This is a genomic window from uncultured Allobosea sp., from assembly GCF_945956895.1.
In the GTDB taxonomy this organism is placed as follows: Bacteria; Pseudomonadota; Alphaproteobacteria; order Rhizobiales; family Beijerinckiaceae; genus Allobosea.
Map to the genome: position 1 here is coordinate 1 of NZ_CAMFJF010000053.1, position 21137 is coordinate 21137.

General features: G+C 66.3%; 20 protein-coding genes and 1 pseudogene. 5 read left to right on the plus strand and 16 right to left on the minus strand.

Annotation, left to right across the window (positions count from 1 at the left end):
* Positions 1-665, plus strand: a 665-nt coding sequence (locus Q0Q02_RS19075; protein ID WP_293811761.1) for a tripartite tricarboxylate transporter substrate binding protein, incomplete at its 5' end; no start/stop codon positions are given.
* A 238-nt stretch (positions 666-903) separates the two neighbouring features.
* Here Q0Q02_RS19075 and Q0Q02_RS19080 read toward each other — a convergent pair.
* From Q0Q02_RS19080 to Q0Q02_RS19090, 3 genes are all read right to left on the minus strand, one after another.
* Positions 904-1479: a RecX family transcriptional regulator gene (locus Q0Q02_RS19080; protein WP_293811762.1), complete on the minus strand. Its 576-nt coding sequence runs from the start codon at positions 1477-1479 to the stop codon at positions 904-906.
* Between the two features lies 1 nt (position 1480).
* Positions 1481-1900, minus strand: a complete 420-nt coding sequence (gene arfB / locus Q0Q02_RS19085) for an alternative ribosome rescue aminoacyl-tRNA hydrolase ArfB (RefSeq protein ID WP_293811764.1) — start codon at positions 1898-1900, stop codon at positions 1481-1483.
* A 288-nt stretch (positions 1901-2188) separates the two neighbouring features.
* Positions 2189-3283, minus strand: coding sequence for a helix-turn-helix transcriptional regulator (locus tag Q0Q02_RS19090; protein WP_293811766.1), 1095 nt, complete (start codon positions 3281-3283; stop codon positions 2189-2191).
* A 402-nt stretch (positions 3284-3685) separates the two neighbouring features.
* Between Q0Q02_RS19090 and Q0Q02_RS19095 the strand changes: the two genes are divergently transcribed.
* Positions 3686-4876 (plus strand): helix-turn-helix transcriptional regulator, encoded by a 1191-nt coding sequence (locus Q0Q02_RS19095; protein ID WP_293811768.1) that lies wholly within the window; start codon positions 3686-3688, stop codon positions 4874-4876.
* A 118-nt stretch (positions 4877-4994) separates the two neighbouring features.
* On the opposite strand, the gene Q0Q02_RS19100 is transcribed toward Q0Q02_RS19095, so the two are convergent.
* From Q0Q02_RS19100 to Q0Q02_RS19115, 4 genes are read right to left on the minus strand one after another with little or no spacing between them, the layout of a single operon-like run.
* Complete coding sequence (locus Q0Q02_RS19100) at positions 4995-5777, minus strand: ABC transporter ATP-binding protein (protein WP_293811770.1); 783 nt, start codon at positions 5775-5777, stop codon at positions 4995-4997.
* Positions 5777-6790: an iron ABC transporter permease gene (locus Q0Q02_RS19105; protein WP_293811772.1), complete on the minus strand. Its 1014-nt coding sequence runs from the start codon at positions 6788-6790 to the stop codon at positions 5777-5779. Before Q0Q02_RS19105 ends, Q0Q02_RS19100 begins: the two co-directional genes overlap by 1 nt.
* Complete coding sequence (locus tag Q0Q02_RS19110) at positions 6787-7647, minus strand: ABC transporter substrate-binding protein (protein WP_293811774.1); 861 nt, start codon at positions 7645-7647, stop codon at positions 6787-6789. The genes Q0Q02_RS19105 and Q0Q02_RS19110 overlap by 4 nt, the downstream gene beginning before the upstream one ends.
* The gene (locus Q0Q02_RS19115) at positions 7644-7952 is read right to left on the minus strand and encodes a TonB-dependent receptor (protein ID WP_293811775.1); all 309 of its coding nucleotides are present in this window, start codon (positions 7950-7952) and stop codon (positions 7644-7646) included. Before Q0Q02_RS19115 ends, Q0Q02_RS19110 begins: the two co-directional genes overlap by 4 nt.
* 97 nt (positions 7953-8049) lie before the next feature.
* On the opposite strand from Q0Q02_RS19115, the gene mazG reads away from it, so the two are divergent.
* Positions 8050-8886 (plus strand): nucleoside triphosphate pyrophosphohydrolase, encoded by an 837-nt coding sequence (gene mazG, locus Q0Q02_RS19120; protein WP_293811777.1) that lies wholly within the window; start codon positions 8050-8052, stop codon positions 8884-8886.
* A gap of 124 nt (positions 8887-9010) precedes the next feature.
* Here the strand turns inward: mazG and hflX are convergent, their stop codons facing one another.
* From hflX to dusB, 7 genes are all read right to left on the minus strand, one after another.
* Complete coding sequence (hflX, locus tag Q0Q02_RS19125; RefSeq protein WP_293811785.1) at positions 9011-10339, minus strand: GTPase HflX; 1329 nt, start codon at positions 10337-10339, stop codon at positions 9011-9013.
* Between the two features lie 73 nt (positions 10340-10412).
* Complete coding sequence (hfq, locus tag Q0Q02_RS19130; RefSeq protein ID WP_038365847.1) at positions 10413-10661, minus strand: RNA chaperone Hfq; 249 nt, start codon at positions 10659-10661, stop codon at positions 10413-10415.
* Positions 10662-10976: 315 nt separating this feature from the next.
* A complete protein-coding gene (locus Q0Q02_RS19135; protein WP_293811779.1) occupies positions 10977-12344 on the minus strand; it encodes a sigma-54 dependent transcriptional regulator in 1368 nt (455 codons plus the stop codon).
* Positions 12341-14632 carry a PAS domain-containing sensor histidine kinase gene (locus Q0Q02_RS19140; RefSeq protein WP_293811781.1) on the minus strand — a complete coding sequence of 764 codons (2292 nt, stop codon included), beginning with the start codon at positions 14630-14632 and terminating at the stop codon, positions 12341-12343. Before Q0Q02_RS19140 ends, Q0Q02_RS19135 begins: the two co-directional genes overlap by 4 nt.
* A 122-nt stretch (positions 14633-14754) precedes the next feature.
* The gene (gene ntrC / locus Q0Q02_RS19145) at positions 14755-16209 is read right to left on the minus strand and encodes a nitrogen regulation protein NR(I) (protein WP_293811783.1); all 1455 of its coding nucleotides are present in this window, start codon (positions 16207-16209) and stop codon (positions 14755-14757) included.
* Positions 16210-16225: 16 nt separating this feature from the next.
* On the minus strand, positions 16226-17278 hold the full coding sequence (locus tag Q0Q02_RS19150) for an ATP-binding protein (protein WP_293811786.1): 1053 nt from the start codon (positions 17276-17278) through the stop codon (positions 16226-16228).
* A 108-nt stretch (positions 17279-17386) separates the two neighbouring features.
* Positions 17387-18415: a tRNA dihydrouridine synthase DusB gene (gene dusB, locus Q0Q02_RS19155; protein WP_293800847.1), complete on the minus strand. Its 1029-nt coding sequence runs from the start codon at positions 18413-18415 to the stop codon at positions 17387-17389.
* 139 nt (positions 18416-18554) lie between these two features.
* Here dusB and Q0Q02_RS19160 point away from each other — a divergent pair, with 139 nt between their 5' ends.
* Positions 18555-19760 (plus strand): bifunctional 2-C-methyl-D-erythritol 4-phosphate cytidylyltransferase/2-C-methyl-D-erythritol 2,4-cyclodiphosphate synthase, encoded by a 1206-nt coding sequence (locus Q0Q02_RS19160; RefSeq protein ID WP_293800849.1) that lies wholly within the window; start codon positions 18555-18557, stop codon positions 19758-19760.
* Positions 19761-19762: 2 nt separating this feature from the next.
* Positions 19763-20299, plus strand: coding sequence for a CinA family protein (locus tag Q0Q02_RS19165; RefSeq protein ID WP_293800851.1), 537 nt, complete (start codon positions 19763-19765; stop codon positions 20297-20299).
* Here Q0Q02_RS19165 and Q0Q02_RS19170 read toward each other — a convergent pair.
* Both Q0Q02_RS19170 and Q0Q02_RS19175 read right to left on the minus strand, forming a co-directional pair.
* Positions 20263-20736, minus strand: a complete 474-nt coding sequence (locus Q0Q02_RS19170) for a type II toxin-antitoxin system RatA family toxin (protein ID WP_293800853.1) — start codon at positions 20734-20736, stop codon at positions 20263-20265. The genes Q0Q02_RS19165 and Q0Q02_RS19170 overlap by 37 nt on opposite strands.
* A 15-nt stretch (positions 20737-20751) precedes the next feature.
* Positions 20752-21137: pseudogene (locus Q0Q02_RS19175) on the minus strand (lipoyl synthase); the annotation flags it as partial.

Sequence of the window (21137 nt, forward strand, 5' to 3'; positions counted from 1 at the left end):
ATCCGAAGCTCGACTACAACATCCAGACCGACTTCATCCCGATCGCCGTCATCGCCCAGCCGCCGCAGGTCATCGTCGTCAACCCCGGCAAGGTCCAGGCCAAGACCGTGGCCGAGCTTGTCGATTTCGCCAGGAAGAACCCCGAGAAGCTGAACTTCGCTTCGGCCGGCAACGGCACGACGCATCATCTCGCCGGCGAGCTCTTCCAGATCTCCACCAAGACGAAGTTGACCCATGTGCCCTATCGTGGCGCCGGCCCTGCCCTGCAGGACACGGTCGCCGGCCAGGTCGACCTGCTGTTCGACGGTCTCGGCTCCTCGGCCGCGCAGATCCAGAGCGGCACGCTTCGGGCGCTCGCGGTCGCCGCCCCCGCCCGCTCGGACGCCGTGCCCGACGTGCCAACCGCCAAGGAGGCGGGCCTGGAGGGGTTCGAGGTCTCGACCTGGTACGCGCTCTGGGCGCCCAAGGGTACGTCTCCGGAGATCGTGTCCAGGATGCGCGACGAGGTGCAGAAGGTCCTCAAGACGCCCGCCATCGAGGCCGCCTGGAAAAAGAACGGCTCGCCGATGCCGACCCTGGCAGGCGATGATTTCGGCAAGTTCGTCACGGCCGAGGTCGAGCGCTGGGGCAAGGTTGTCAAGGAGGCGCAAGTCAAGCTGGAGTGAGACCGGAGCTGCGGCCCCCTTCCCTTGTGGCGCCGGCTTGAATGAGCCGTCCGATGCGGGAGAGATGGAGCCTGATGAGGCTGGCTGTCATCGCCCTTGCGGTCGCGTTGGCCGCTTTTGCCGCGCTGTTGGCGGTGGTCCTTCTTACCGATTTCGCGACCGTGCCCTGCCAGGACGGGGTATGGGATACGATCAGGCATCGTTGCATTCCCACCTGACGGGCACGCTCGGCAGTCCCTCAGGCCAGAATGCCGCCGTTTGCCTCGTCGTCTCCTGTGCCGTCGATGACGGCACGGGCGACCGTGACCGTGAAGCCGGCCCGCGCCATCGCCGCGAGATCCTTCTGGCGGCTCGCGGTCCGATCACCGCGTGTCCATGGGCCGAGTCGCTTGCGCCGTGCGGCTTTCCGGGCCGCGGCCAGCTCTTCCTCGTCGCCGACGCTGCTGGCCCCTTCCGCAAGCTCGCGGCTCACGCCTTTCGCGGCGAGCGATGCAGCGACGGCCCGTGCCGAACGACCACGGCGCCGGAGCGTTGCAGCCCTCGCCTCGGCGAAACGCCGGTCGTCAGCCAGTCCGGACGAAACGCACCGCGCCACGACATCATTGAGCGCCGGTTCGTGCAGGGCCGGGTCCTCGCCGTGATGGCGGCAGCTCAAGGCGATCTTACGCGCCAACACCCGGCGCAATTGCGCGGCCGGCGCGGAATAACGCTCAAGATAGTGCATCGCCGCGCGCTGGAGGTAATCAGGCGTGATCCGCCGCGGTGTCCGGGCCAGCCGCGCGCCCTGCCCTCGCCTGTCGCCTTGCTCCGCCATGCTAATCGGATACCGGCTTCTGTCGGCCAGCCTTGACGCCGGAGCGCTTCTCCTTGGAAGCCAACCTGCGCTCCTTCGAGGCCTTGGTCGGCTTCGTCGCGCGCCGGACCTGCGGGCGCACCGTGGCGGCCCGGATCAGTTCCAGCAGCCGCTCCACGGCTTCCTCGCGGTTGCGTTTCTGGCTGCGATGCGTCTGCGCGACGATGACGATGACGCCATCCTGCGTCAGCTTGCTGCCAGCGAGCTTCATCAGCCGGACGGCGACATCATTCGGCAAGGACGGCGAGCGACGAGCATCGAACCGCAATTGCACGGCTGTCGAGGTCGTATTGACATGCTGACCACCGGGCCCCGAGGCACGAACGAACGATTCTTCGATCTCGCTCTCGTCGATAGCCAGCGAGGACGTGATTGGAATCATCGGAGCTTCCCGCCAGACGGCGACCTTTATGAGCGAGAGGCCGGACAAAGTCGCGTTCGAAGATCATCCGCAGATCGTTCCGGTGCCGTGCCGCCCTGTCGAAGCGCGAGATGGCTACGGCAAGTGGCTCATCAGACTTGGCGGAACAGCGTCTGCGATGAGCGCCCTGCGGACGGACATGCACCCGACGTTGTCGGGATGCGAGATCGGCTGTCACCGCCTCTCCAGCCATCAAACCGGCCAACCCGGCAGGAGTAATGTCCTGCCGCGGACAGCGCGCTCTTCGCGTCACGGTGATTTTGCCAGCGGCGCAAGCCTCCGAACAAAATCTGCCTGCGACCGACATCCCGTCTTGGCGAGGATCTTCTTAACCTGGGATCGAACGGTCTCCCGGGAAACGCGATGATCGCCCGCGATCTCGTTGACGGAAAGACCTTCGAGAATCCGATTGGCCACGGTCGCCTCGGCCCGCGTCAGATCATAGAGTTCGCAGAGGAGAGAGGTCTCGATCCGCATGCTCCGATCCGACGTCGTGACGACCAGCATCGCCTGCGCTCGCGAAAAGATGTCGTGCGCCTGCCGCCGGATCGGCAGGACATGGAGGATGAAGGCCGGGCTATCATCCCTCCGGGGAACGGGGATCGAGCGGGTATCGCCAAAGCGGTCGCGAGCCAGGTCCGCCAACGCCTTCTGAATCAGCTTGTTGGCGCGGTCGTCCTCCAGCGCGATCTTGTTCCGGGCGCGGATGATGACCTGCCCCAGAAGCGCTTCGAAGCTGGGATTCGTCGCCGTGACGTTGCCTTGGGCGCCGATCAGCGCGGCCGGCGATCCCGCCCGTTCGAAGGAATCCAGACTGGCTTGCGCGCGTTGCATCTGAAGCTTGGAGGCCAGCACCGCTGCCCGGGCCAGGTGGGGGCGGATACCGTCCAGGACCTCGACCTCCCGACGAGACACCGGGCCGAGGTCGAATTTGCGTTCCAGGGTGAAGACGATGTTCTCCCCGGATGCGGCGCGGACATGCGTCGCCGTTCCCCAGCCGTAGCCTTCGGGGCGCATGAAATCCGTATAGAGCGGAACACACTCCAACTCCTCGTCGGTGAAGAGGTCATGATCGGTGATGAAGCCGGTCCCGCCATGCGCCAGCAAGCCAGCCATGCGGGCATTCCGGTTCATCCAGCCCTGTTCCATGAAGCGCTCGAAGACCGGCGCGAATTTCTCGCAGGTGACCCAGTTGGTGCCAAGGTCGGAATGGGCGAACAGGAGCCCTCCGGTGCAGCCCGCGATCTGCGCCAACCGCGCGATCGCAGTAGGCCAGACCTCTGGCACCGCGGCGGCCTCGTAGAGCATCGCCACCGCATCGCCGAACTCACGCGCATCCAGCATTCAAGACAGCCCCCCAGCCGCTCGTCGCTGATGCGGCACCATGGCGAATTCGTCAATTGTCGCCCTTCGGGGTGATGCGCGTGGAGATGTCGTGATTGCGACTTGGGCATTGCTTTGGATCGTCCTGCCGACAGCCAGTACGGACGCGACTCGAATCACGGAAATTTTCGGCCAGGCGCTCGCCTATTTGATCGTGAAGCCCGGCAATGCCGCGCTCCCTATCCGTCGGAACCGGACACGCAAACAGCCTGCCATCGCCTGATGGCGATCCCCAGGCACGCATGGAAGGTGGCCTCGAAGAACGCTTCGGCACCATGCGGCCTATGGGTAATGCCGAAGCCCTTGCAATTGCACTCCCCGTTCTGATTACCTTGAGGTAGGCGAGGTTTCAGCGGGGGCGCCATGCCTTCAACCCGTGCAGACACATGGCGAGTTCACAAGGAGCCGCAATCGGTCATCGATGAACTCGGCGAACTTGCCGCCGCAGCCGCTCTCGATCCTGAACATTGGGAAGTTTTGTTCCGCCGCTTGCAGGAATTTGTTCCAGGTTCCAGAATCATCTTCCAGGCGCATGATGAAACGATGCTCACGCCGCTTCCGATGCTGGCGCTGAACTGGGACGACAGCATCATCGACGCTTACATGAAGCATTACGGCGCCATAAATCCGTGGATTCCGAGCTGGCAGAAGATTCCGATGGCGAAGGCCGTGCCATCGAACCTCTTTATCGAGGACCGTCTGTTGTCGCGGACCGAGTTCTACAATGACTGGCTCAAGCCGATCGGACAGGCCGAGTTCGCCACTGGCATGAAGCTGGCTCAGGAGCGCGGCCGCCTCGCACAGTTCGCCGTGCATTACGATCCCAGGCTGGCGGACGCGCTGCATGAGCCGTTGAGCGTGATCCTCAATGCATTGGCCCCGCGGCTGCGCCGGGCGCTTGACTGCAACCGCGTCACGACCCGCCCGCTTGCTTCCATCAAAGGATCGCCTCTGTTGGAAACCATGATCGACCCGGCTTTTCTCGTGAATGCCGAATGCAAGCTCATCGACGCCAACCGGGCCGCAAGGGGGCTTCTGGAAACGAGGCATCCTTTCCGAACAGGCGCGCACGATGCCCTGATCGGCGTCGAACCGAACATCAATACCCAACTCCACGGCATTGTCGGACGCGCATGCTCCCGGATGATCGGCTCATCGGGGACCAGCGAATTCGTCATCTCCCGCACGGACAGGAGGCTTGCGATCCAGGCGTTGCCGATCGCGCCGAATCTCAACTCGCTCGTGTTCCGGGGAGCCGCCGCCTTCTACTCGCCGACGACCCTGGCCTTGGTCGTGGTCCGGGAACTGACGTCGGAGGCCGGCGACATAGGGGCCGTGCTTCAAAGCCGCTTCCGGCTGACAGCCTCGGAGATCCGCGTCGCCCTGGCGCTGAGCGGCGGCGGAACCATGGTCGAGATCGCCGACAGGTTGGGCCTGCAATACGGAACCGCCAGGACGCATCTGAAGGCGGCCTTCGCGAAGACGAAGACGCATAATCAGCGCGAGCTGTTGACGCTGATCGTCGAGCTTGGGAAGTGGCATGCCAACGGCTAGAGCATTGGGCTGAATCGCGCACTCAGCCCGATGCTTTAGCCGATCAGGGTTTCATCCAGACTACGCGCGCGGCTCGGGATATCCGCAAATTTCACACGGTCCGGATCCGTTTCCAGGGTCAGGACCGGGCAAGCTTCCTGCCCCAGGGCAGGATGAACGGCTCGCCGGCATGAGACCCGCGCAGGGCATGGATGCCGAAGACCTCTGCGAGCCGGTTATCGTCGAGGACTTCCACAGGCGATCCGTCAGCGATCCGCTGGCCGCGGTCGAGCAGCAGCAACCGGTCGCAGAAGCGGGCTGCCAAGGTGAGGTCGTGCAGCACGACGACCACCCCGGTTCCTTCGCCGCTGATCCGGCGCAGCAATTGCAAGGTGTCGAGCTGGTGCTGCGGATCGAGGCCCGCCAGCGGCTCGTCCGCCAGAAGATAGGGCGCCTCCACCGCGAGCGCCCGCGCCAGCAGGACGCGGTGACGCTCGCCGCCCGAAAGCGTCCCGACCGCACGAGCCGCGAACCCCGTAGCATCACAAAGCGTCAAGGCCCGCGCGACCGCTCGCCGGTCGGCCTCACCGGCTCGGGCGAAGGGGCGGCGATGCGGCAACCTGCCGAGCCCGACCAATGCCTCGACGGAAAGCGAGGCCGGCGCCTCGCCGCCCTGAGCCAAAAAGGCGACGCGGCGGGCCAGGGAGCCGCGCCCAAGTTCGCGCAGCGAGGCCCCGTCATGATCCACCCTGCCCTGGTCAGGCGTGAGCAAGGCCGCGAGGACACGCAACAACGTCGTCTTGCCGGCGCCATTGGGGCCAATCAGCCCCAGTACCTCGCCGGGGCTGATCTGGGCGTCGACCTGCTGCAGGACCGGCCTGCCACCGAGCATAACGGAAATTTCGGAAGCCGTGATCGCCATCACAAAACCTCCCGGCGCAGACGCTGCACCAGCGTGAACAGGAACGGCGCGCCGATCAGCGCCGTCACCACGCCGAGCTTCAGTTCCGGACGGACCGGCATGATCCGGACTCCGATATCGGCCGCAAGCACGAGGATGGCACCGCCGAAGCCGCTGGCGACGAGCAGGCGGCCGGGCCGGTGCCCGACCAGGGGGCGCAGCAGATGCGGCACCACCAGTCCGACAAAGCCGATCGCCCCTGTCACGGCGACGGCGCTGCCGACGGCGAGCGCCGTGCCGCCGATCAATCTCGCCCGCAGCCAGACGAGATCGAAACCGAGGCTCGCAGCCGTGTCCTCGCCGAGACTCAGCGCGTCGAGGGCCGGCGCCGTCGAGGCCATCAGGAGCCAGCCGGCGAGCATCGGCGGCAGCACCAGCCAGACATGGCTCATGCTCCGGTCGGCCAGCGAGCCCATCAGCCAGAACACGATCTCCAGCGTCGCGTAGGGGTTGGGCGCGAGATTGAGCGCGAGCGACGTCGCCGCACCCGCAAAGCTGTTGAGCGCGACGCCGGCAAGGATCAGCGTGGTCGTGCTGGCGCCGCGGCCGAGCAGGATGAAGAGGATCACCGTCGCCACGAGCGCTCCCGCGATGCCGCCGAGCGGCAGGGCGAGCGCAAGGCTGGCGGACAGCCCGCTGTAGAAGGCGAGGACGGCGCCAAAGGCGGCGGCGCTGGAGATGCCGATCACGCCCGGTTCGGCCAAGGGGTTGCGCAACAGCCCTTGCATCGCAGCGCCGGCCATGCCGAGGCTGAAACCGACGAGGGCGCCGAGCAAGGCGCGCGGCAGGCGCAGTTCATAGACCACCAGCGCCGGCAGGCTCTTCTGTCCTGCAAGCCAGTCGGCCACGGCCTGCCCGAGCGCCAACGGCGCATAACCGACCGCCAACGAGACAGCCGCCAGCGCCAGCACGGCAAGTGCCAGCAGGGACAGCAGCGACGCCGGCCTGATGCCGAGCGAGGCATGCGGCGTCATCGCTGCTCCTCCACTGCGCGCACCAGCAGTTCGATCGCGTCGACTACGCCCGGGCCGGCACAGGTCCAGAACCGTGTCGGCAGGGCGACGAGCCTCAGCCGGTTTCCAAGCTCGGTGATCACCGGGTGATGCAGGATCTCGTGCGCCAGAGAAGGCGGGCCATCCGGCGTGTCGTTCAGGATCAGGAGCTCGGCGCGTCCTAGCACCACGGTCTCGAGCGGGATCTGGCCGTAGCTCTCGGCGCCCAGTTCGGCGGCGATGTTGACGAGGCCGGCGCGGGTCAGAATCTCGTCGACAAGCGAGCCCCGGCCCACCGTGAAGCCGTTGGGACGGAGCACGATCGCCCGCAGCGGCCTCGCGACCCGCCGGGCCGCAAGAGCCTGCAGGCGCTGCTCGATCTCGGCGGCGAGCGCCTGTCCGCGCGCGGGCTCGCCAAGCAGATCGGCCATCTCGGTGATCTGCGTCTTCGTCTCCGCGATCGTGCGGGGAACGCCGAATTCCCGGACCGCGATGCCGACGCGTTTCAGCAGTCCCGCCGTCGTGCGTGTCGTATAGGCACCGGCGACGACGAGATCGGGCCTGAAGCCCAGAACCTCCTCGGCGAGGCCGTGATTGGCCGGTATCCGCCGCGCCGCCTCGGCCATGTTGGCGTTGCGCGGATCCTGCGACAGCCACGTCACCGAGGCGATATGCGCGGGATCGGCCAGGCGCAGTACGAGCTCGTCCGTGCACATGTTGAGCGAGACGATGCGCTTCGGCAGCTCAGCACTGCGCGCGGCCGATGCCATCGCGCCCGCAAGCGCGATGGCGATCAGGCACGCGCCGCCGAGGCGCCGCTGGATACCGGGCAGTTTCATCCGCCGAAGGCCACCTTGATACCGCCGAAGACGCCGAATCCCGACACGAGGAAGCCGACCGGATTCTCCCAGCGCTTGTCGAACAGGTTATCGATCCGGCCGAACACCGTCACCTTGTCGGTCGCCTTGTACTCGGCAGCCAGATTGACCAGCGTCGTTCCCTTCGCGTTCAGGCGTCGAACCGAGAAATCGCGATTGCCGTCGACCCAGGAGCCGACATTGGTGACGATCAGGTTGTCGATGTCATCCTGGAACCAGGTCGCACCGAACAGAGCTTCCGCCATGGACGGGGTGGCTTGAATCATGGGAGGAGGATGATCACAGTTTTGCGCATTGCCTCAGCGAAAGCCGGTTTCTCCATTTCGCGCAATGCTCCGCCAGACGTCACGGAGACATCCAGCGTTGAAGCCCTCTCGCGATATTGCCGGCCTGATCGAGATCATGGCCGCGCTGCGCACGCCGGGAACCGGCTGCCCCTGGGACCTGGAGCAGGACTTCGCCTCCGTCGCGCCCTACACCGTCGAGGAGGCCTATGAGGTCGCCGAGGCGATCGCCCGCGGCGACAAGCTCGACCTCAAGGACGAGCTTGGTGATCTGCTGCTCCAGGTCGTGTTCCACGCCCGCATGGCCGAGGAGGAAGGCTCCTTCGCCTTTCCCGACGTGGTCGAGGCGATCACCAGCAAGCTGGTCCGCCGGCATCCGCATGTCTTCGGCGATGCGCGCGATCTCTCTCCCGCCGAGGTGAAGGTGCTCTGGCACCGGATCAAGGCGCAGGAGAAGGCCGCCAAGGCGGCGGCTCGCGAAGCGGCCGGCCTGCCACCGCAGACTGAGGAGCGCGGCATCCTGGCCGGCGTGCCGCACACCCTGCCCGCCCTCACCCGCGCCTGGAAATTGCAGGCCCGCGCCTCCACCGTTGGCTTCGACTGGAACGATGCCCGCCTCGTACTCGACAAGATCCGCGAGGAGACGACCGAGATCGACGAGGCGCTCGCCGGCGGTGACAAGGCTGCGATCCATGAGGAGATCGGCGACCTGCTTTTCGTCGTCGCCAATCTCGCCCGCCACGCCGATGCCGACCCGGAAGGCTGCCTCGCCGCCGCCAACGCCAAGTTCGAGCGCCGCTTCAAGGCGATCGAGGAGGCTTTGGAAGCCGAGGGCCGGGGCGCGAAGGATGCCAGTCTCGACGAGATGGAAGCGCTCTGGCAGGCGGTGAAGAAGCGGGAGAAGAGCGCCGACTGACAACCGTCGTCATGGTCGGGCTTGACCCGACCATCTCGGAAAAGAAAGAGCGCCCATTCCGGCATGAGCTTCTCGGATCTGCGCTTCGCTCCGCCCGGGAATGACGCTCGTGATGGACGACGGCTTATCCCTGCCGTTCAGCCTCGGGAAAACGCGCCGTGAACGCCCCTTCCCGCTCCAGTGGCAAGCGCACGACGAGCTTCAGCCCGCCATCCTCGCCGTCCTCGCGCTCGAGGATTTCGCCATTGGCATGCAGCCAGGCCAGCGACTTGCCGTCTCCGGGCGCGAGCTCCAGCGTGTAGACCGGCCGGCTCGACGCGATCCGCGTTTCGATCGCGCGGGTCAGGCGCTCGACGCCTTCCCCGGTCAGCGCCGAGACCAGGGCCGGGCGCGAACCGTCGGGCCGCAGCGTCGCGATGCCGAGCTGGCGCTCGCGCTCGGCCGGGTCGAGCAGATCCGCCTTGTTCCAGACTTCGATGACACGCTGGCCATCATCCGGATTGATGCCGAGATCGCGCAGAATCGCCTGTACGTCGGCGGCCTGGGCCTGCGTATCCTCATGGGCCACGTCGCGGACATGCAGCAGCACGTCGGCCTCGATCGCGTCTTCCAGCGTGGCACGGAAGGCGGCGACGAGCTGCGTCGGTAGATCGGAGATGAAGCCGACCGTATCGGAGAGCATGATCCGCGCGCCATGCGGCAGCTTGATCGCGCGCGCCGTCGGATCGAGCGTGGCGAAGAGCATGTCCTGCGCCAGAACCTCGGCCGAGGTCAGCCGGTTGAACAGCGTCGACTTTCCGGCATTGGTGTAACCAACCAGCGCAACGATCGGATAAGGCACGCGTTTCCGGCTCGCGCGATGCAGCGAGCGCGTGCGTTTCACGCTCTCCAGATCGCGCTCGATCTTGGTCATGCGCTCCTGGATGATGCGCCGGTCCGCTTCGATCTGGGTTTCGCCGGGGCCGCCGAGGAAGCCGAAGCCGCCGCGCTGGCGTTCAAGGTGGGTCCAGGACCGCACCAGCCGGCTCTTCTGGTAGTTGAGATGCGCGAGCTCGACCTGAAGCGCGCCCTCCTTGGTGCGCGCGCGCCGGCCGAAGATCTCGAGGATCAGGCCGGTGCGGTCGATGACCTTGCAGCCGAAGGCCTTCTCGAGATTGCGCTGTTGGACCGGCGACAGCGCACAGTCCATCACGACGAGCCCGATCTCCTCGAGCTTGATGCGCTCGGCCAGTTCCTCGACCTTGCCCTTGCCGAGATAGGTCGCCGGCCGGAGCGCGGTCAGCAGCACCTGCACCGGCTCGACGACCGTCAGGTCGATCGCCGCGGCGAGGCCGACAGCCTCGTCCAGCCGCGCCGCGAAGGAACGCTGGTTGGCATCGACGGCGATGCCGCGCTTCTGCAGATAGGGCCCGACGACGAAGGCACGCGTATTCGCCGCGATGTCGCGTTCGATCTCGTCGAGCGGCTTCGCGCCAGTGACGCGCGTGGCCGCCCGATCCTTGTCGTCCTTGTGGCTTGTCGCCAAATCAGTTCTTGTCCGTTTCCTCGGGTTCGAACAGCTGCACGGGATGGCCGGGCATGATGGTCGAGATCGCGTGCTTGTAGACCAGCTGCGAGTGACCGTCACGGCGCAGCAGCACGCAGAAATTGTCGAACCAGGTGACGACGCCTTGCAGCTTCACGCCGTTGACGAGGAAGATCGTCAGCGGAATCTTCTGCTTCCGCACATGGTTGAGGAAAGTGTCCTGGAGATTTTGAGCCCGCTCGGCGGCCATGGGTAGTCCCTGTTGTTGGGATCGCCGATCGGATTACAGCCAGCGATCCAGTTCGTTCCGTTTCGGGCCGGCGGCGCATTCCACCAGCGTCGGAACACCGATGTCGCATTAGATCGTCGTCTTCGCCCGTAACGCAAGTGCAGCAACGCCGACTTTAGATGCATGCCGCCTGCGTCTTGTGCAATTGGGCATGCACGCCACGCCTGACGGCCTCCGATCGCCTCGCCTCCGACGTTTCCGTCAAAGGACGAAGCGACCGTTTCTCACACTGACACACCGCTCTTGCGAAAAGCGGCTTCGACCTTTTACGCAATGCTAGCCGACGCCGAGCGACTTCAGCTTGCGATGCAGCGCCGAGCGCTCCATGCCGATGAACTCGGCCGTGCGCGAGATATTGCCGGAGAAGCGCGCGATCTGGGCGATCAGGTATTCGCGCTCGAAGATCTCGCGCGCGTCGCGCAGCGGCAGGCTCATGAGGCGCTCGCCGCCGGAGCCGGACGGCGTCGTCGGCACCATGGCACCGACCTCGGCCGGCAGCATCTCGATCGTCACCTCGGCGGTAGGATCGCCCTTGGTCAGGATCATCAGGCGCTCGACATTGTTGCGCAGCTCCCGGATGTTGCCCGGCCATTCATGCGATTGCAGCACGGCCATCGCATCGCTGCCGATCTGGCGCTTGGGCAGGCCGCTGGCGACCGAGATCTGGTCCATGAAGAACTCGATCAGCTCCGGCACGTCCTCGCGCCGCTCCGAGAGCGGCGGCACCTTGATCGGCACGACGCTGAGGCGGTGATAGAGGTCCTCGCGGAAATGCCCGTCGGCAATGAGCTGCGCCAGGTCGCGACTCGACGAGGAGATGACGCGGACGTCGACATGGACGCGCGTCGCGCCGCCGACGCGCTGGAAGTTCTGGTCGACCAGCACGCGCAGGATGCGGTTCTGCGTTTCGCGCGGCATGTCGCCGATCTCATCGATATAGAGCGAGCCGCCATGCGCTTCCTCGAGCGCACCGATCCGGCGCGAGCGCCCGTCGCCGCCCTCGACGCCGAACAGCTCCTCCTCCATCGTCTCGGGCGTGATCGTCGCCGCATTGATCACGACGAACGGCCCGCTCGACCGGGTCGAGGCCTCGTGCAGCGTACGCGCCGCCAGTTCCTTGCCGCAGCCGGGCTCACCGGTGATCAGCACGCGCGCATTGGTCGGCGCGACGCGCTCGATCGTCTGGCGGAGCTGGTTGACGACCGTGGTGCGGCCGACGATGCGGTCGGCCTGGACCGAGCGGGTCTTGAGCTCACGGACCTCGCGGCGCAGGCGCGACGCTTCGAGCGCGCGCTCGGCGACCAGCACCAGCCGATCGGCCTTGAACGGCTTCTCGATGAAGTCGTAGGCGCCGCTCTTGATCGCCGAGACCGCCGTCTCGATGTTGCCGTGGCCGGAGATCATCACCACCGCGAGGTCCGGGTGGTTCTCCTTGATCAGCTCTAGCACCTGCAAGCCGTCGAGCCGACTGCCCTGCAGCCAGATGTCGAGGAAGACCAGATTCGGCCGGCGCGACGCAATCGCGGCCAGGGCCTCGTCGGCCGAGCCGGCCTTGCGGGTCCGGTAGCCCTCGTCTTCCAGCAAGCCGGCGACCAGATCGCGGATATCGACTTCGTCGTCCACTACCAGGATGTCAGCGCTCATAGGCGTATCCCATTCTTCGAATCATCCGTGTTGCGCATGCCGTTGTCCGGCTGGGCGGCCGCATCGTCGCCCACAGCGTCCTGCGCCGGACCTGTCTCGGGGAACCAGAGGCGGATGCGCGCCCCCCGTGCACCGCTGGCGGCATCCGGGCGGTCGAGCAATTCGATGCCGCCGCCATGGTCCTCCAGGATCTTGCCGACGATGGCGAGACCCAAGCCCGTCCCGCCCTCGCGCGTCGTCATATAGGGCTCGAGCAGCTTCTGACGCTGATCCGCCGGCAGGCCCTTGCCGTTGTCGATGATATCGATGACGACGCGGCCATCGTCGTGGCGCGCCATCCGGACATCGATGCGGCCCTGCCCACGCTCCTCGGCCGGCACGGCCTCGATCGCTTCCGTCGCGTTCTTGATGACGTTGGTCAAAGCCTGCGAGATCAGCCGCCGGTCGAAACGTGCCGATACGGGCTCTTCGGGCAGCGAATCCACGATGGTCGTTTCGGGATTGCCGACGCGCCAGAGGAAGACGGTCTGACGGACTGTCTCGACGATGTCCTCGCGAGCCAGCGACGGCTTGGGCATGCGCGCGAAGGAGGAGAACTCGTCCACCATGCGCCGGATATCTTCGACCTGCCGCACGATCGTGTCGGTGCACTGGTCGAAGACGTCCTTACCCTCGGTGATGACGCGACCGAAACGGCGCTTGATGCGCTCGGCCGAAAGCTGGATCGGCGTCAGCGGGTTCTTGATCTCGTGCGCGATCCGGCGAGCGACATCGGCCCAGGCCGCCGTACGCTGGGCAGAGACGAGGTCGGTGATGTCGTCGAGCGTCACCACGAGACCGGCGCCGATCCCCTCGCCTTCCCGGACGGCGCGGATATTGACCATCCGGTCCTGGCCCGCGCGGGTGAAGGCCACTTGCCCCGAACTCTGACGCTGCCGGTTCTGCAGGGCATCCGTGACGAAGCCTGCAACTTCAGGCGCGATCTCGGCGATCGGCCGGCCGAGCAGGCGGCCGCCCGTGCCCAGCAGGCTCTCGGCCGAGCGGTTGATCGTGGTGATATGCCCGTCGCCGTCGAGGCTCAGCACACCAGATGAGACACCGGAGAGCACCGTCTCGGTAAAGCGCCGGCGCCGGTCGATGACCTCGCTCGCCGTCACCAGGCTGTCGCGCTGCCGGCGCAGCTCCGCCGTCATCTTGTTGAAGGTCTCGCCGAGATGGGCGAGATCGCCCTCCGATCGTCGGATCGGGACCTGGACATAGAAATTGCCGCTCGAGACTTGATCCGTCGCGTCGATCATCCGCCGGATCGGCGCGACGAGGCCATTGGCAAAGCTCAGGCCCAGCCAGATCGCCGAGAGCAGCAGGATCAGCGCGATCAGCCCGTACATCGAGGCGAAGGCGATCTGGACACCCTTCCGCCGCGCATCGATCGAGAGATACTCGACGGCGGCGCCACGCGCGACCGAGGGGAACTCGACGGCGAGCGGATCGACCTCGCGCGCGACATGCAGGAAGCTGTTGTCATAGCTGGGCAGCTTCATCACGGCGCCAAACACCGTTCCCGTCCGCGGGATGACACAGATCGGCTCAGGCGCGGATTTGGCGTCATCGAAGGCTGCCTGATCAGGCATGGGCGGATCGCGCAGCACGTTGATATTGGCCCGCACGATCACCTTGTCGGGCGGCTGCATGATCGCGGCGACGGGCACGCCAAGCGCTGTCGCGCGCGTCGTCAGGAAGTTCTCGAACCATTTGCGGTCGACATCGAAGGCGGGTTTCGCCCGGCTCAGGTCGTCGGCGAGAATCCGAATCTCTCGCCCCAGCGAGCGGCATTGGCTGGCGGCATAGGCATCGGCCACCTCGACCGATTTGAAGATCGCATCACGCATCCGGTCGGAGAACCACGGCTCCAGGCCGCGCTCGATCGTGATCGTGGCGATGATGGCGACGAGGACCGCCGGCAAGGCAGCGATGATGCTGAACAGGCCGACGATGCGGACATGAAGCCCCGCCGCAGCCGCGCCTGCCTTGCGCGCGCGGATCAGCACCGCGGCCTCGATCGCGACGATGACGATCAGCACCAGGATCAGCAAGGCGTTGAGCACGAAGACGCCGACCACGACCTCGTGCACGGGCGCGATCGGCGTCGCACCGGACAAAACGAGGAAGGTGAGCAGCGCCGAGACCAGCGCCAGCGCGACGACGATTCCGCCGACCCAGCCCGAGACGCGGCGGGATTTCTCCTCGCCGCGCGGCATCATTCTGGCTTCGTTGACAGAAGCGGACACGTTTCCCGACAACTCCGATGTGACAGGGATCGCGGAGCGATCACGCCTGCGGGGCGCCACTGATGCGCCGCCGCAACGGTGTTGTCAAAATATGACATCCACAAGGCGGAAACGGCCTCGTCTCAGCGCGGCGAGCGCACCACCTGCATGTCGAGTTCGCGAATCTTCTTGCGCAGCGTGTTGCGATTGAGGCCGAGAAGCTCGGCTGCGCGAATCTGGTTGCCACGCGTCGCGGCCAATGCCGCCGCGATCAAAGGCGGCTCGATCTCACGCAGGATGCGATGATAGAGCCCCGGCGGCGGGATATTGTCGCCGAAGCCGCCGAAATACTGGCCGAGATGGCGCTCGACGGAGCCGGACAGCGTTTCCGCCCGCTCGAGCGAGGCCGCGGGGCTGTTCGCGAAACCGGGCCCCACCGCTGCCGGCTGCAATTCGGCCTCGATGATCGGCGCGGTGATCGTCTCCTGCGGATAGAGCGCCGCCAGGCGCCGGACCAGATTCTCCAGCTCGCGGACGTTTCCGGGCCAGCGGTACTGGCGCATCACGTCCATCGCTTCCGAATCGACCTGCTTTCGCGGCAGGCCCTCCTTCTCGACCAGCGAGAAGAAATGGCGGACGAGGTCCGGAATGTCTTCGATGCGCTCGCGCAGGGGCGGCAGGCGGATCGGCACGACGTTCAGCCGGAAGAACAGATCCTCGCGGAACAGCCCCTGCGCGATCGAGATGCGCAGATCCTTGTTGGTCGCGGCGACGATGCGGACATTGGTCTTGATCGGGGTGCGCCCGCCGACCGTTGTGTATTCGCCCTGCTGGAGCACGCGCAGCAGGCGGGTCTGCGCCTCCATCGGCATATCGCCGATCTCGTCGAGGAAGAGCGTGCCGCCTTCAGCCTGCTCAAAGCGACCGGACGAGCGCGTCAGAGCTCCGGTGAAGGCGCCCTTCTCGTGGCCGAACAATTCTGATTCGATCAGGTCCTTCGGGATCGCCGCCATGTTGATCGCGACGAAGGGGCCGTTCTTGCGCTTGCCGTAGTCGTGAAGGGCACGCGCCACCAGTTCCTTGCCGGTGCCGGATTCGCCATTGATCATCACGGTCAGGTCGATCGGCATCAGGCGCGCCAGTGCGCGATAGACATCCTGCATCGCCGGCGAGCGGCCGATCAGCGGAATATCCTCAGGCTCGGCCGCGTGGCCACGGGCCGTTTCGCCGCGGGGGCGCGACATCGCCCGGCCGACGATGGCGACGAGCTCCTTCAGGTCGAAGGGCTTGGGCAGATATTCGTAGGCGCCGCGTTCGGAGGCCTTGATCGCCGTCATGAAGGTGTTCTGCGCGCTCATCACGATGATCGGCAGTTCGGGCCGCACGCGCTTGATGCGCGGCAGCAGGTCGAAGGCGTTCCCGTCCGGCATCACGACATCGGTGATGATCAGGTCGCCCAGTCCCTGGGCAGCCCAGGTCCAGAGGGTGGCGGCCTGGCCGGTGGTCCGGACTTCGTAGCCCGCCCGCGCAAGCGCCTGGTTGAGGACGGTGCGGATCGCGGCGTCGTCGTCGGCGACGAGGATGTGACCGGTCGGCATGTGTTGCTTGAGGCCTTTACGTTGCCTGCCCCGACCTGAGCTGGTGCAGGGGCAGGAGGATCCTGAAATGCGTCCGGCGCGGAACGGACTCGCATTCGACGATTCCGCCGTGATCGCCGATCACCTTGGCGACAAGTGCAAGTCCAAGGCCACTTCCCTGGGCCTTGGTCGTGACGAAGGGATCGAACAGGTGCTGCACCAGATCGGAGGGCACACCCGGCCCGTTATCGCGCACGCCGATCTCGAGGGGCAGCGCGATACGCTCCGAGGATCCGGGCACCTGCAGGCGAATGCCGGGGCGGTAGGCGGTCGTCAGCGTGATCTCGCCGTCGATCGCGTGCTCGCCGATCGCCTCGGCGGCATTCTTGACGAGGTTGAGCAGCACCTGGACGAGCTGGTCGCGATTGCCGGCGACCGGCGGCAGGGACGGATCGTAGGCCTCGGTGAAGCGGATATGCCGGGCGAACCCGGACTGAGCGAGGCGCTTCACATGGTCGAGCACGTCATGGACATTGACCGCGTCGCGCTCGCTCGGCCGCTCGTCGCCGAACAATTCGACGCGCTCGACCAGCTTCACGATCCGGTCGGTCTCGTCGCAGATCAGCTGCGTCAGCATCCGGTCATCGTCGGAGATCGAACCTTCGAGCAGCTGCGCCGCGCCCCGGATACCGGAAAGCGGATTCTTGATCTCGTGGGCCAGCATGGCACCGAGCGCGGTGATCGAGCGGGCTGCCCCGCGATGCGTCAATTGCCTGTCCATTTTTTCGGCAATTGTCCGTTCTTGCAGCATCAGCACGACCGCATCGCCCTGGCTGGGCAAGGGAGAGGCAAAGACATCGACGATATGATCGGTTCCGAGGCGGGGCGTACCGAGATCGAGGCGATATTCGCTGACGCTGGCGCCGCGGCGCTGCACCTCCTCGATCAACCCGAGGACGGGCGAGCCGAAGGCGACGAGATCGTCGATGCGCTGGCGCTTGAGCAGAGCCGCGCTCGACTGGAAGAAGTCCTCGGCTGCCGTGTTGGCGTAGAGCACGGCATGCCCCTCGCCGATCACCAGCACCGGCATCGGCAGCACCGTCAGCGCCTGGACCTCGATCGGATCGAGCAGATAGGTGCTGCGGCTTCCAAGCCCCTTGTCGGCAAACATCGCCGTCATCGGCAGCTCCTTGCGGCGTCAGGCCGCTTCGCGATTACGGTCGGTCGAAAACAGCCCCGAGAGAGCCGCCAGGACCTGTCGGGGTTCGTCTGAAGTCAGGAGGCTGCGGCGCAATTCCGCATCGGGTTCGCAGCCGTCGGCAACCGCGTCATCCGCATAGGCCGCCAGATGCTTGCGGGCATGGCGCACGCCATGCGCGACGCCCATCAAGGCCAGCAAGCCCTCGTAATGCTCGCGCGCCAGATCCAGCTTCTCGACCAGCGTCAATGGCCGGAAGGCACGCCCGTCGAGCGCCGCGCCGATCTCACCGACCAGCCAGGGCCGGCCGAGCGCCGCGCGTCCCACCATGACGAAATCGGCGCCCGACTGCGCGAGGCAGTCCCGCGCATCCGCAACATCATGGATGTCGCCATTGGCGACGAGCGGAAAATCGCCAGCGGCACGCACCGCCGCGATCGCCCGCCAATCGGCCTTGCCCTTGTAGAATTGCTGGCGCGTCCGGCCATGGACCGTGATCATCCGCGCGCCCGCCGCCACCGCCCTGCGAGCAAGCTCGGGAGCGTTGCGGGAGGCATCGTCCCAGCCGAGACGCATCTTGACCGTCACCGGCACGCTGGTGGCGGCGACCGCGGCTTCGACCAGCGCGATCGCATGATCGAGATCGCGCATCAGGGCGGAACCGGCCCAGCCGCCCGTCACCTTCTTGGCCGGGCAGCCCATGTTGATATCGACGATATCGGCGCCGTTGGCCTCGGCCAGCCGCGCGGCTTCCCCCATCCAATAGGGGGCGCAGCCGGCAAGCTGGACAACATGCGGCGACACGCCCTCGCCTTCGGCCCGGATGCGCGCCTCCTCGCTGCCGCGGACGAACTCGTCCGACGCGACCATCTCCGACACGACGATTCCGGCATGCTGACGCGCCGCAAGGCGGCGCATGACGATGTCGGTCACGCCAGACATTGGCGCCAGGAAGGCGCGGGACGTGATCGGGATACCTGCGATGTCCAAAGGGCAAAGCCTGCTTTTAAGGCATTTCTCAATGTGCATATTTATTGGACAATGCTGCAAGAGCGCAAGCGCTTATGCGCACATGCTGCAATGCAACAGCGTCGCACCCCCTGCCCCTGCGCGACAGAATTGGTTATGGCATGCGCCCATGACCTCTTTGCAGCCAGGACCCAGTGCCGTGTTCCGCCCCTCCGATGCGCTCCAGCCTGTCGCCGCCCTGCTCGTCGCGGCCGGCCGTGGCCTGCGGGCCGGAGAGGGAGAGCCGAAGCAGTATCGGCTCGTCGAAGGCCGCCCGGTTCTTGCCCATGCGCTGCTGCCTTTCCTGGCAGAGCCCGCGATCGAACGCATCGCCGTCGTGATCGGCGAAGGCGACGAGGCGCGCTACACCAATGCCATGGCCGGGATCGACAGTTCGCGGCTTGCAGCCCCGACGCTCGGTGGCGCGACGCGCCAGGCCTCCGTGCGGCGCGGCCTGCTTGCGCTTGCCCGCGAGGGCTTCGACGGCATCGTGCTGGTCCATGATGCAGCTCGCCCCTTCGTCTCGCGCGCCCAGATCAGCGCGGCGATCCACCGGCTCGGCGCGGGCGCCATCGCCGCGATCCCGGCCCTGCCCGTGACCGACACCGTGAAGCGCACCAGCGCCGATGGCCATGTCGCCGAAACGCCGCCGCGCGACCAGCTCGTCACCGTCCAGACACCGCAGGCCTTCCGCTTCAAGCCGCTGCTGGAAGCCCATGAGGCGGCGGAGGCTGCCTTGCTGCATGGCTTCACCGACGATGCCGCCTTGATGGAATGGGCAGGCCACCCGGTCGCGACATTCCAGGGCGACCCGGCCAATGTGAAGCTGACCCATGCCGCCGATTTCTTGCGGGCCGCCGCACATCCCGGCAAGGCGCTCGTGACGCGTGTCGGCACCGGCTACGATGTTCATGCCTTCGGCCCGGGCGACCATGTCTGGCTGGGCGGCGTCCGGATCGGGCACGACCAGGGCGTCATCGCCCATTCCGATGGCGATGTCGCGCTCCATGCCCTGACCGATGCCCTGCTGGGTGCGCTCGCGGATGGCGATATCGGCACGCATTTCCCACCGAGCGATCCGCAATGGCGCGGCGCGGCTTCAGCCCAGTTCCTCGCCTTCGCGGCAGCGCGCGTCCGCGAGCGCGGCGGGCGCATCGACTTCCTCGACCTCACAGTCGTCTGCGAAGCCCCGAAAATCGGACCGCATCGCGAGGCCATCCGCGCCGAGATCGCGGCCATCGCCGGCGTCTCGCTCGGCAAGGTCGCGATCAAGGCAACGACCTCGGAGCGCATGGGCTTCACCGGGCGACGCGAGGGCCTCGTCGCATTTGGGACGGCAACGATCCGGCTGCCCGAGGAGGACTAGCCATGTTCGATCCTGGCATCCGCTCGCTCGCGGCCGAGTTGCTGAACAGGAGCCTGGAACGCGGCTTCACCGTCGCGACGGTCGAATCCTGTACCGGCGGCCTGGTCTGCGGCGCGCTGACCGCCATCGCTGGCTCGTCCGCGATGGTCCTGGGTGGCCTGATCACCTATTCCAATGAAGCCAAATCCGCGCTCGCCGGCGTGCCTGCCGCGCTGATCGCACAGCACGGCGCCGTCAGCGAGTCGGTGGCGCGCGCCATGGCGGAAGGCGGGCGCGAGCGCCTCAACGCAACCTTCGCGGTCTCGATCACGGGTGTCGCCGGCCCCGGCGGCGGCAGTGTCGAGAAGCCGGTCGGGCTGGTCCATTTCGCCTGCGCCGGCCCTTCCGGCACCCGCCATCGCGAGCGCCGCTTCGGCGAGCAATCGCGCGACGAAATCCGCCGCCTCAGCGTGCTGGAAGTGCTGGACCTGCTGCGCGAGACGGTTTTGACTGCCCCTGCCCCTCAGGCGCCGAGTGCCGGTGCTTCGCCCCGCCCATAGACGAGATCGGCCCGGCGCGCGAAGGCTTCCGAGAATTTGTGGAAAGCCTTGTCGAACATTGTGCCCATCAGCAGGCCGAGCATGCGGCTGGCGAATTCGTAGGTGATGAAGAAGCCGATTTCGCAGCCCGTCTCATGCGGCTTGAAGGTCCAGCGGTTCTCCAGATGGCGGAACGGCCCGTCGACATATTCGACGAGGATCTTGAGATTGGCCGGATCGAGCGTGACGCGGCTGGTGAAGGTCTCGCGGATTGCCTTGTAACCGACGGTCATATCGGCCAGCAGCACCTCGCCACCGCCCTCGCGCGGCGTGCGCCGGCGCACCGTCAGCCCCTCGCAGAGCGGCAGGAACTGCGGATATTTCTCGACATCGGCGACGAGCGCGAACATCTGCTCGGGCGAGTGCGTCACCCGGCGGGTGCTGTTGAACATCGGCATCGAAGAGGTGCCTTCTCAGCCGCGGCGGTTGTGGCCGATACCGATCTGGGCATCGCGCGCCGCACGCAGCCGGGCGAAATCCTCGCCGGCATGATGCGAGGAGCGGGTCAGCGGCGTCGAGGACACCATCAGGAAGCCCTTGGCATAGGCGATGGTCTCGAAGCTCTTGAACTCGTCAGGCGTGACGAAGCGGATCACGGCATGGTGCTTGCGCGAAGGCGCGAGATACTGGCCGATCGTCATGAAATCGACCTCGGCCGAGCGCAGATCGTCCATCAGCTGAAGCACCTCGTTCCGCTCCTCGCCGAGGCCGACCATGATGCCGGACTTGGTGAAGATCGTCGGGTCGAGCTCCTTCACCCGCTGCAGCAGGCGCAGCGAATGGAAATAGCGCGCGCCCG

What these genes read in the sequence shown, in the direction of transcription:
- Q0Q02_RS19080 (WP_293811762.1), bottom strand. Translation starts at nt 1,479, where the DNA reads ATGGCGGAGCAAGGCGACAGGCGAGGGCAGGGCGCGCGGCTGGCCCGG.
- arfB (WP_293811764.1), bottom strand. Translation starts at nt 1,900, where the DNA reads ATGATTCCAATCACGTCCTCGCTGGCTATCGACGAGAGCGAGATCGAA.
- Q0Q02_RS19090 (WP_293811766.1), bottom strand. Translation starts at nt 3,283, where the DNA reads ATGCTGGATGCGCGTGAGTTCGGCGATGCGGTGGCGATGCTCTACGAG.
- Q0Q02_RS19095 (WP_293811768.1), top strand. Translation starts at nt 3,686, where the DNA reads ATGCCTTCAACCCGTGCAGACACATGGCGAGTTCACAAGGAGCCGCAA.
- Q0Q02_RS19100 (WP_293811770.1), bottom strand. Translation starts at nt 5,777, where the DNA reads ATGGCGATCACGGCTTCCGAAATTTCCGTTATGCTCGGTGGCAGGCCG.
- Q0Q02_RS19105 (WP_293811772.1), bottom strand. Translation starts at nt 6,790, where the DNA reads ATGACGCCGCATGCCTCGCTCGGCATCAGGCCGGCGTCGCTGCTGTCC.
- Q0Q02_RS19110 (WP_293811774.1), bottom strand. Translation starts at nt 7,647, where the DNA reads ATGAAACTGCCCGGTATCCAGCGGCGCCTCGGCGGCGCGTGCCTGATC.
- Q0Q02_RS19115 (WP_293811775.1), bottom strand. Translation starts at nt 7,952, where the DNA reads ATGATTCAAGCCACCCCGTCCATGGCGGAAGCTCTGTTCGGTGCGACC.
- hfq (WP_038365847.1), bottom strand. Translation starts at nt 10,661, where the DNA reads ATGGCCGCCGAGCGGGCTCAAAATCTCCAGGACACTTTCCTCAACCAT.
- Q0Q02_RS19135 (WP_293811779.1), bottom strand. Translation starts at nt 12,344, where the DNA reads ATGAGCGCTGACATCCTGGTAGTGGACGACGAAGTCGATATCCGCGAT.
- ntrC (WP_293811783.1), bottom strand. Translation starts at nt 16,209, where the DNA reads ATGCCGACCGGTCACATCCTCGTCGCCGACGACGACGCCGCGATCCGC.
- Q0Q02_RS19150 (WP_293811786.1), bottom strand. Translation starts at nt 17,278, where the DNA reads ATGCCGGTGCTGGTGATCGGCGAGGGGCATGCCGTGCTCTACGCCAAC.
- dusB (WP_293800847.1), bottom strand. Translation starts at nt 18,415, where the DNA reads ATGCACATTGAGAAATGCCTTAAAAGCAGGCTTTGCCCTTTGGACATC.
- Q0Q02_RS19165 (WP_293800851.1), top strand. Translation starts at nt 19,763, where the DNA reads ATGTTCGATCCTGGCATCCGCTCGCTCGCGGCCGAGTTGCTGAACAGG.
- Q0Q02_RS19170 (WP_293800853.1), bottom strand. Translation starts at nt 20,736, where the DNA reads ATGCCGATGTTCAACAGCACCCGCCGGGTGACGCACTCGCCCGAGCAG.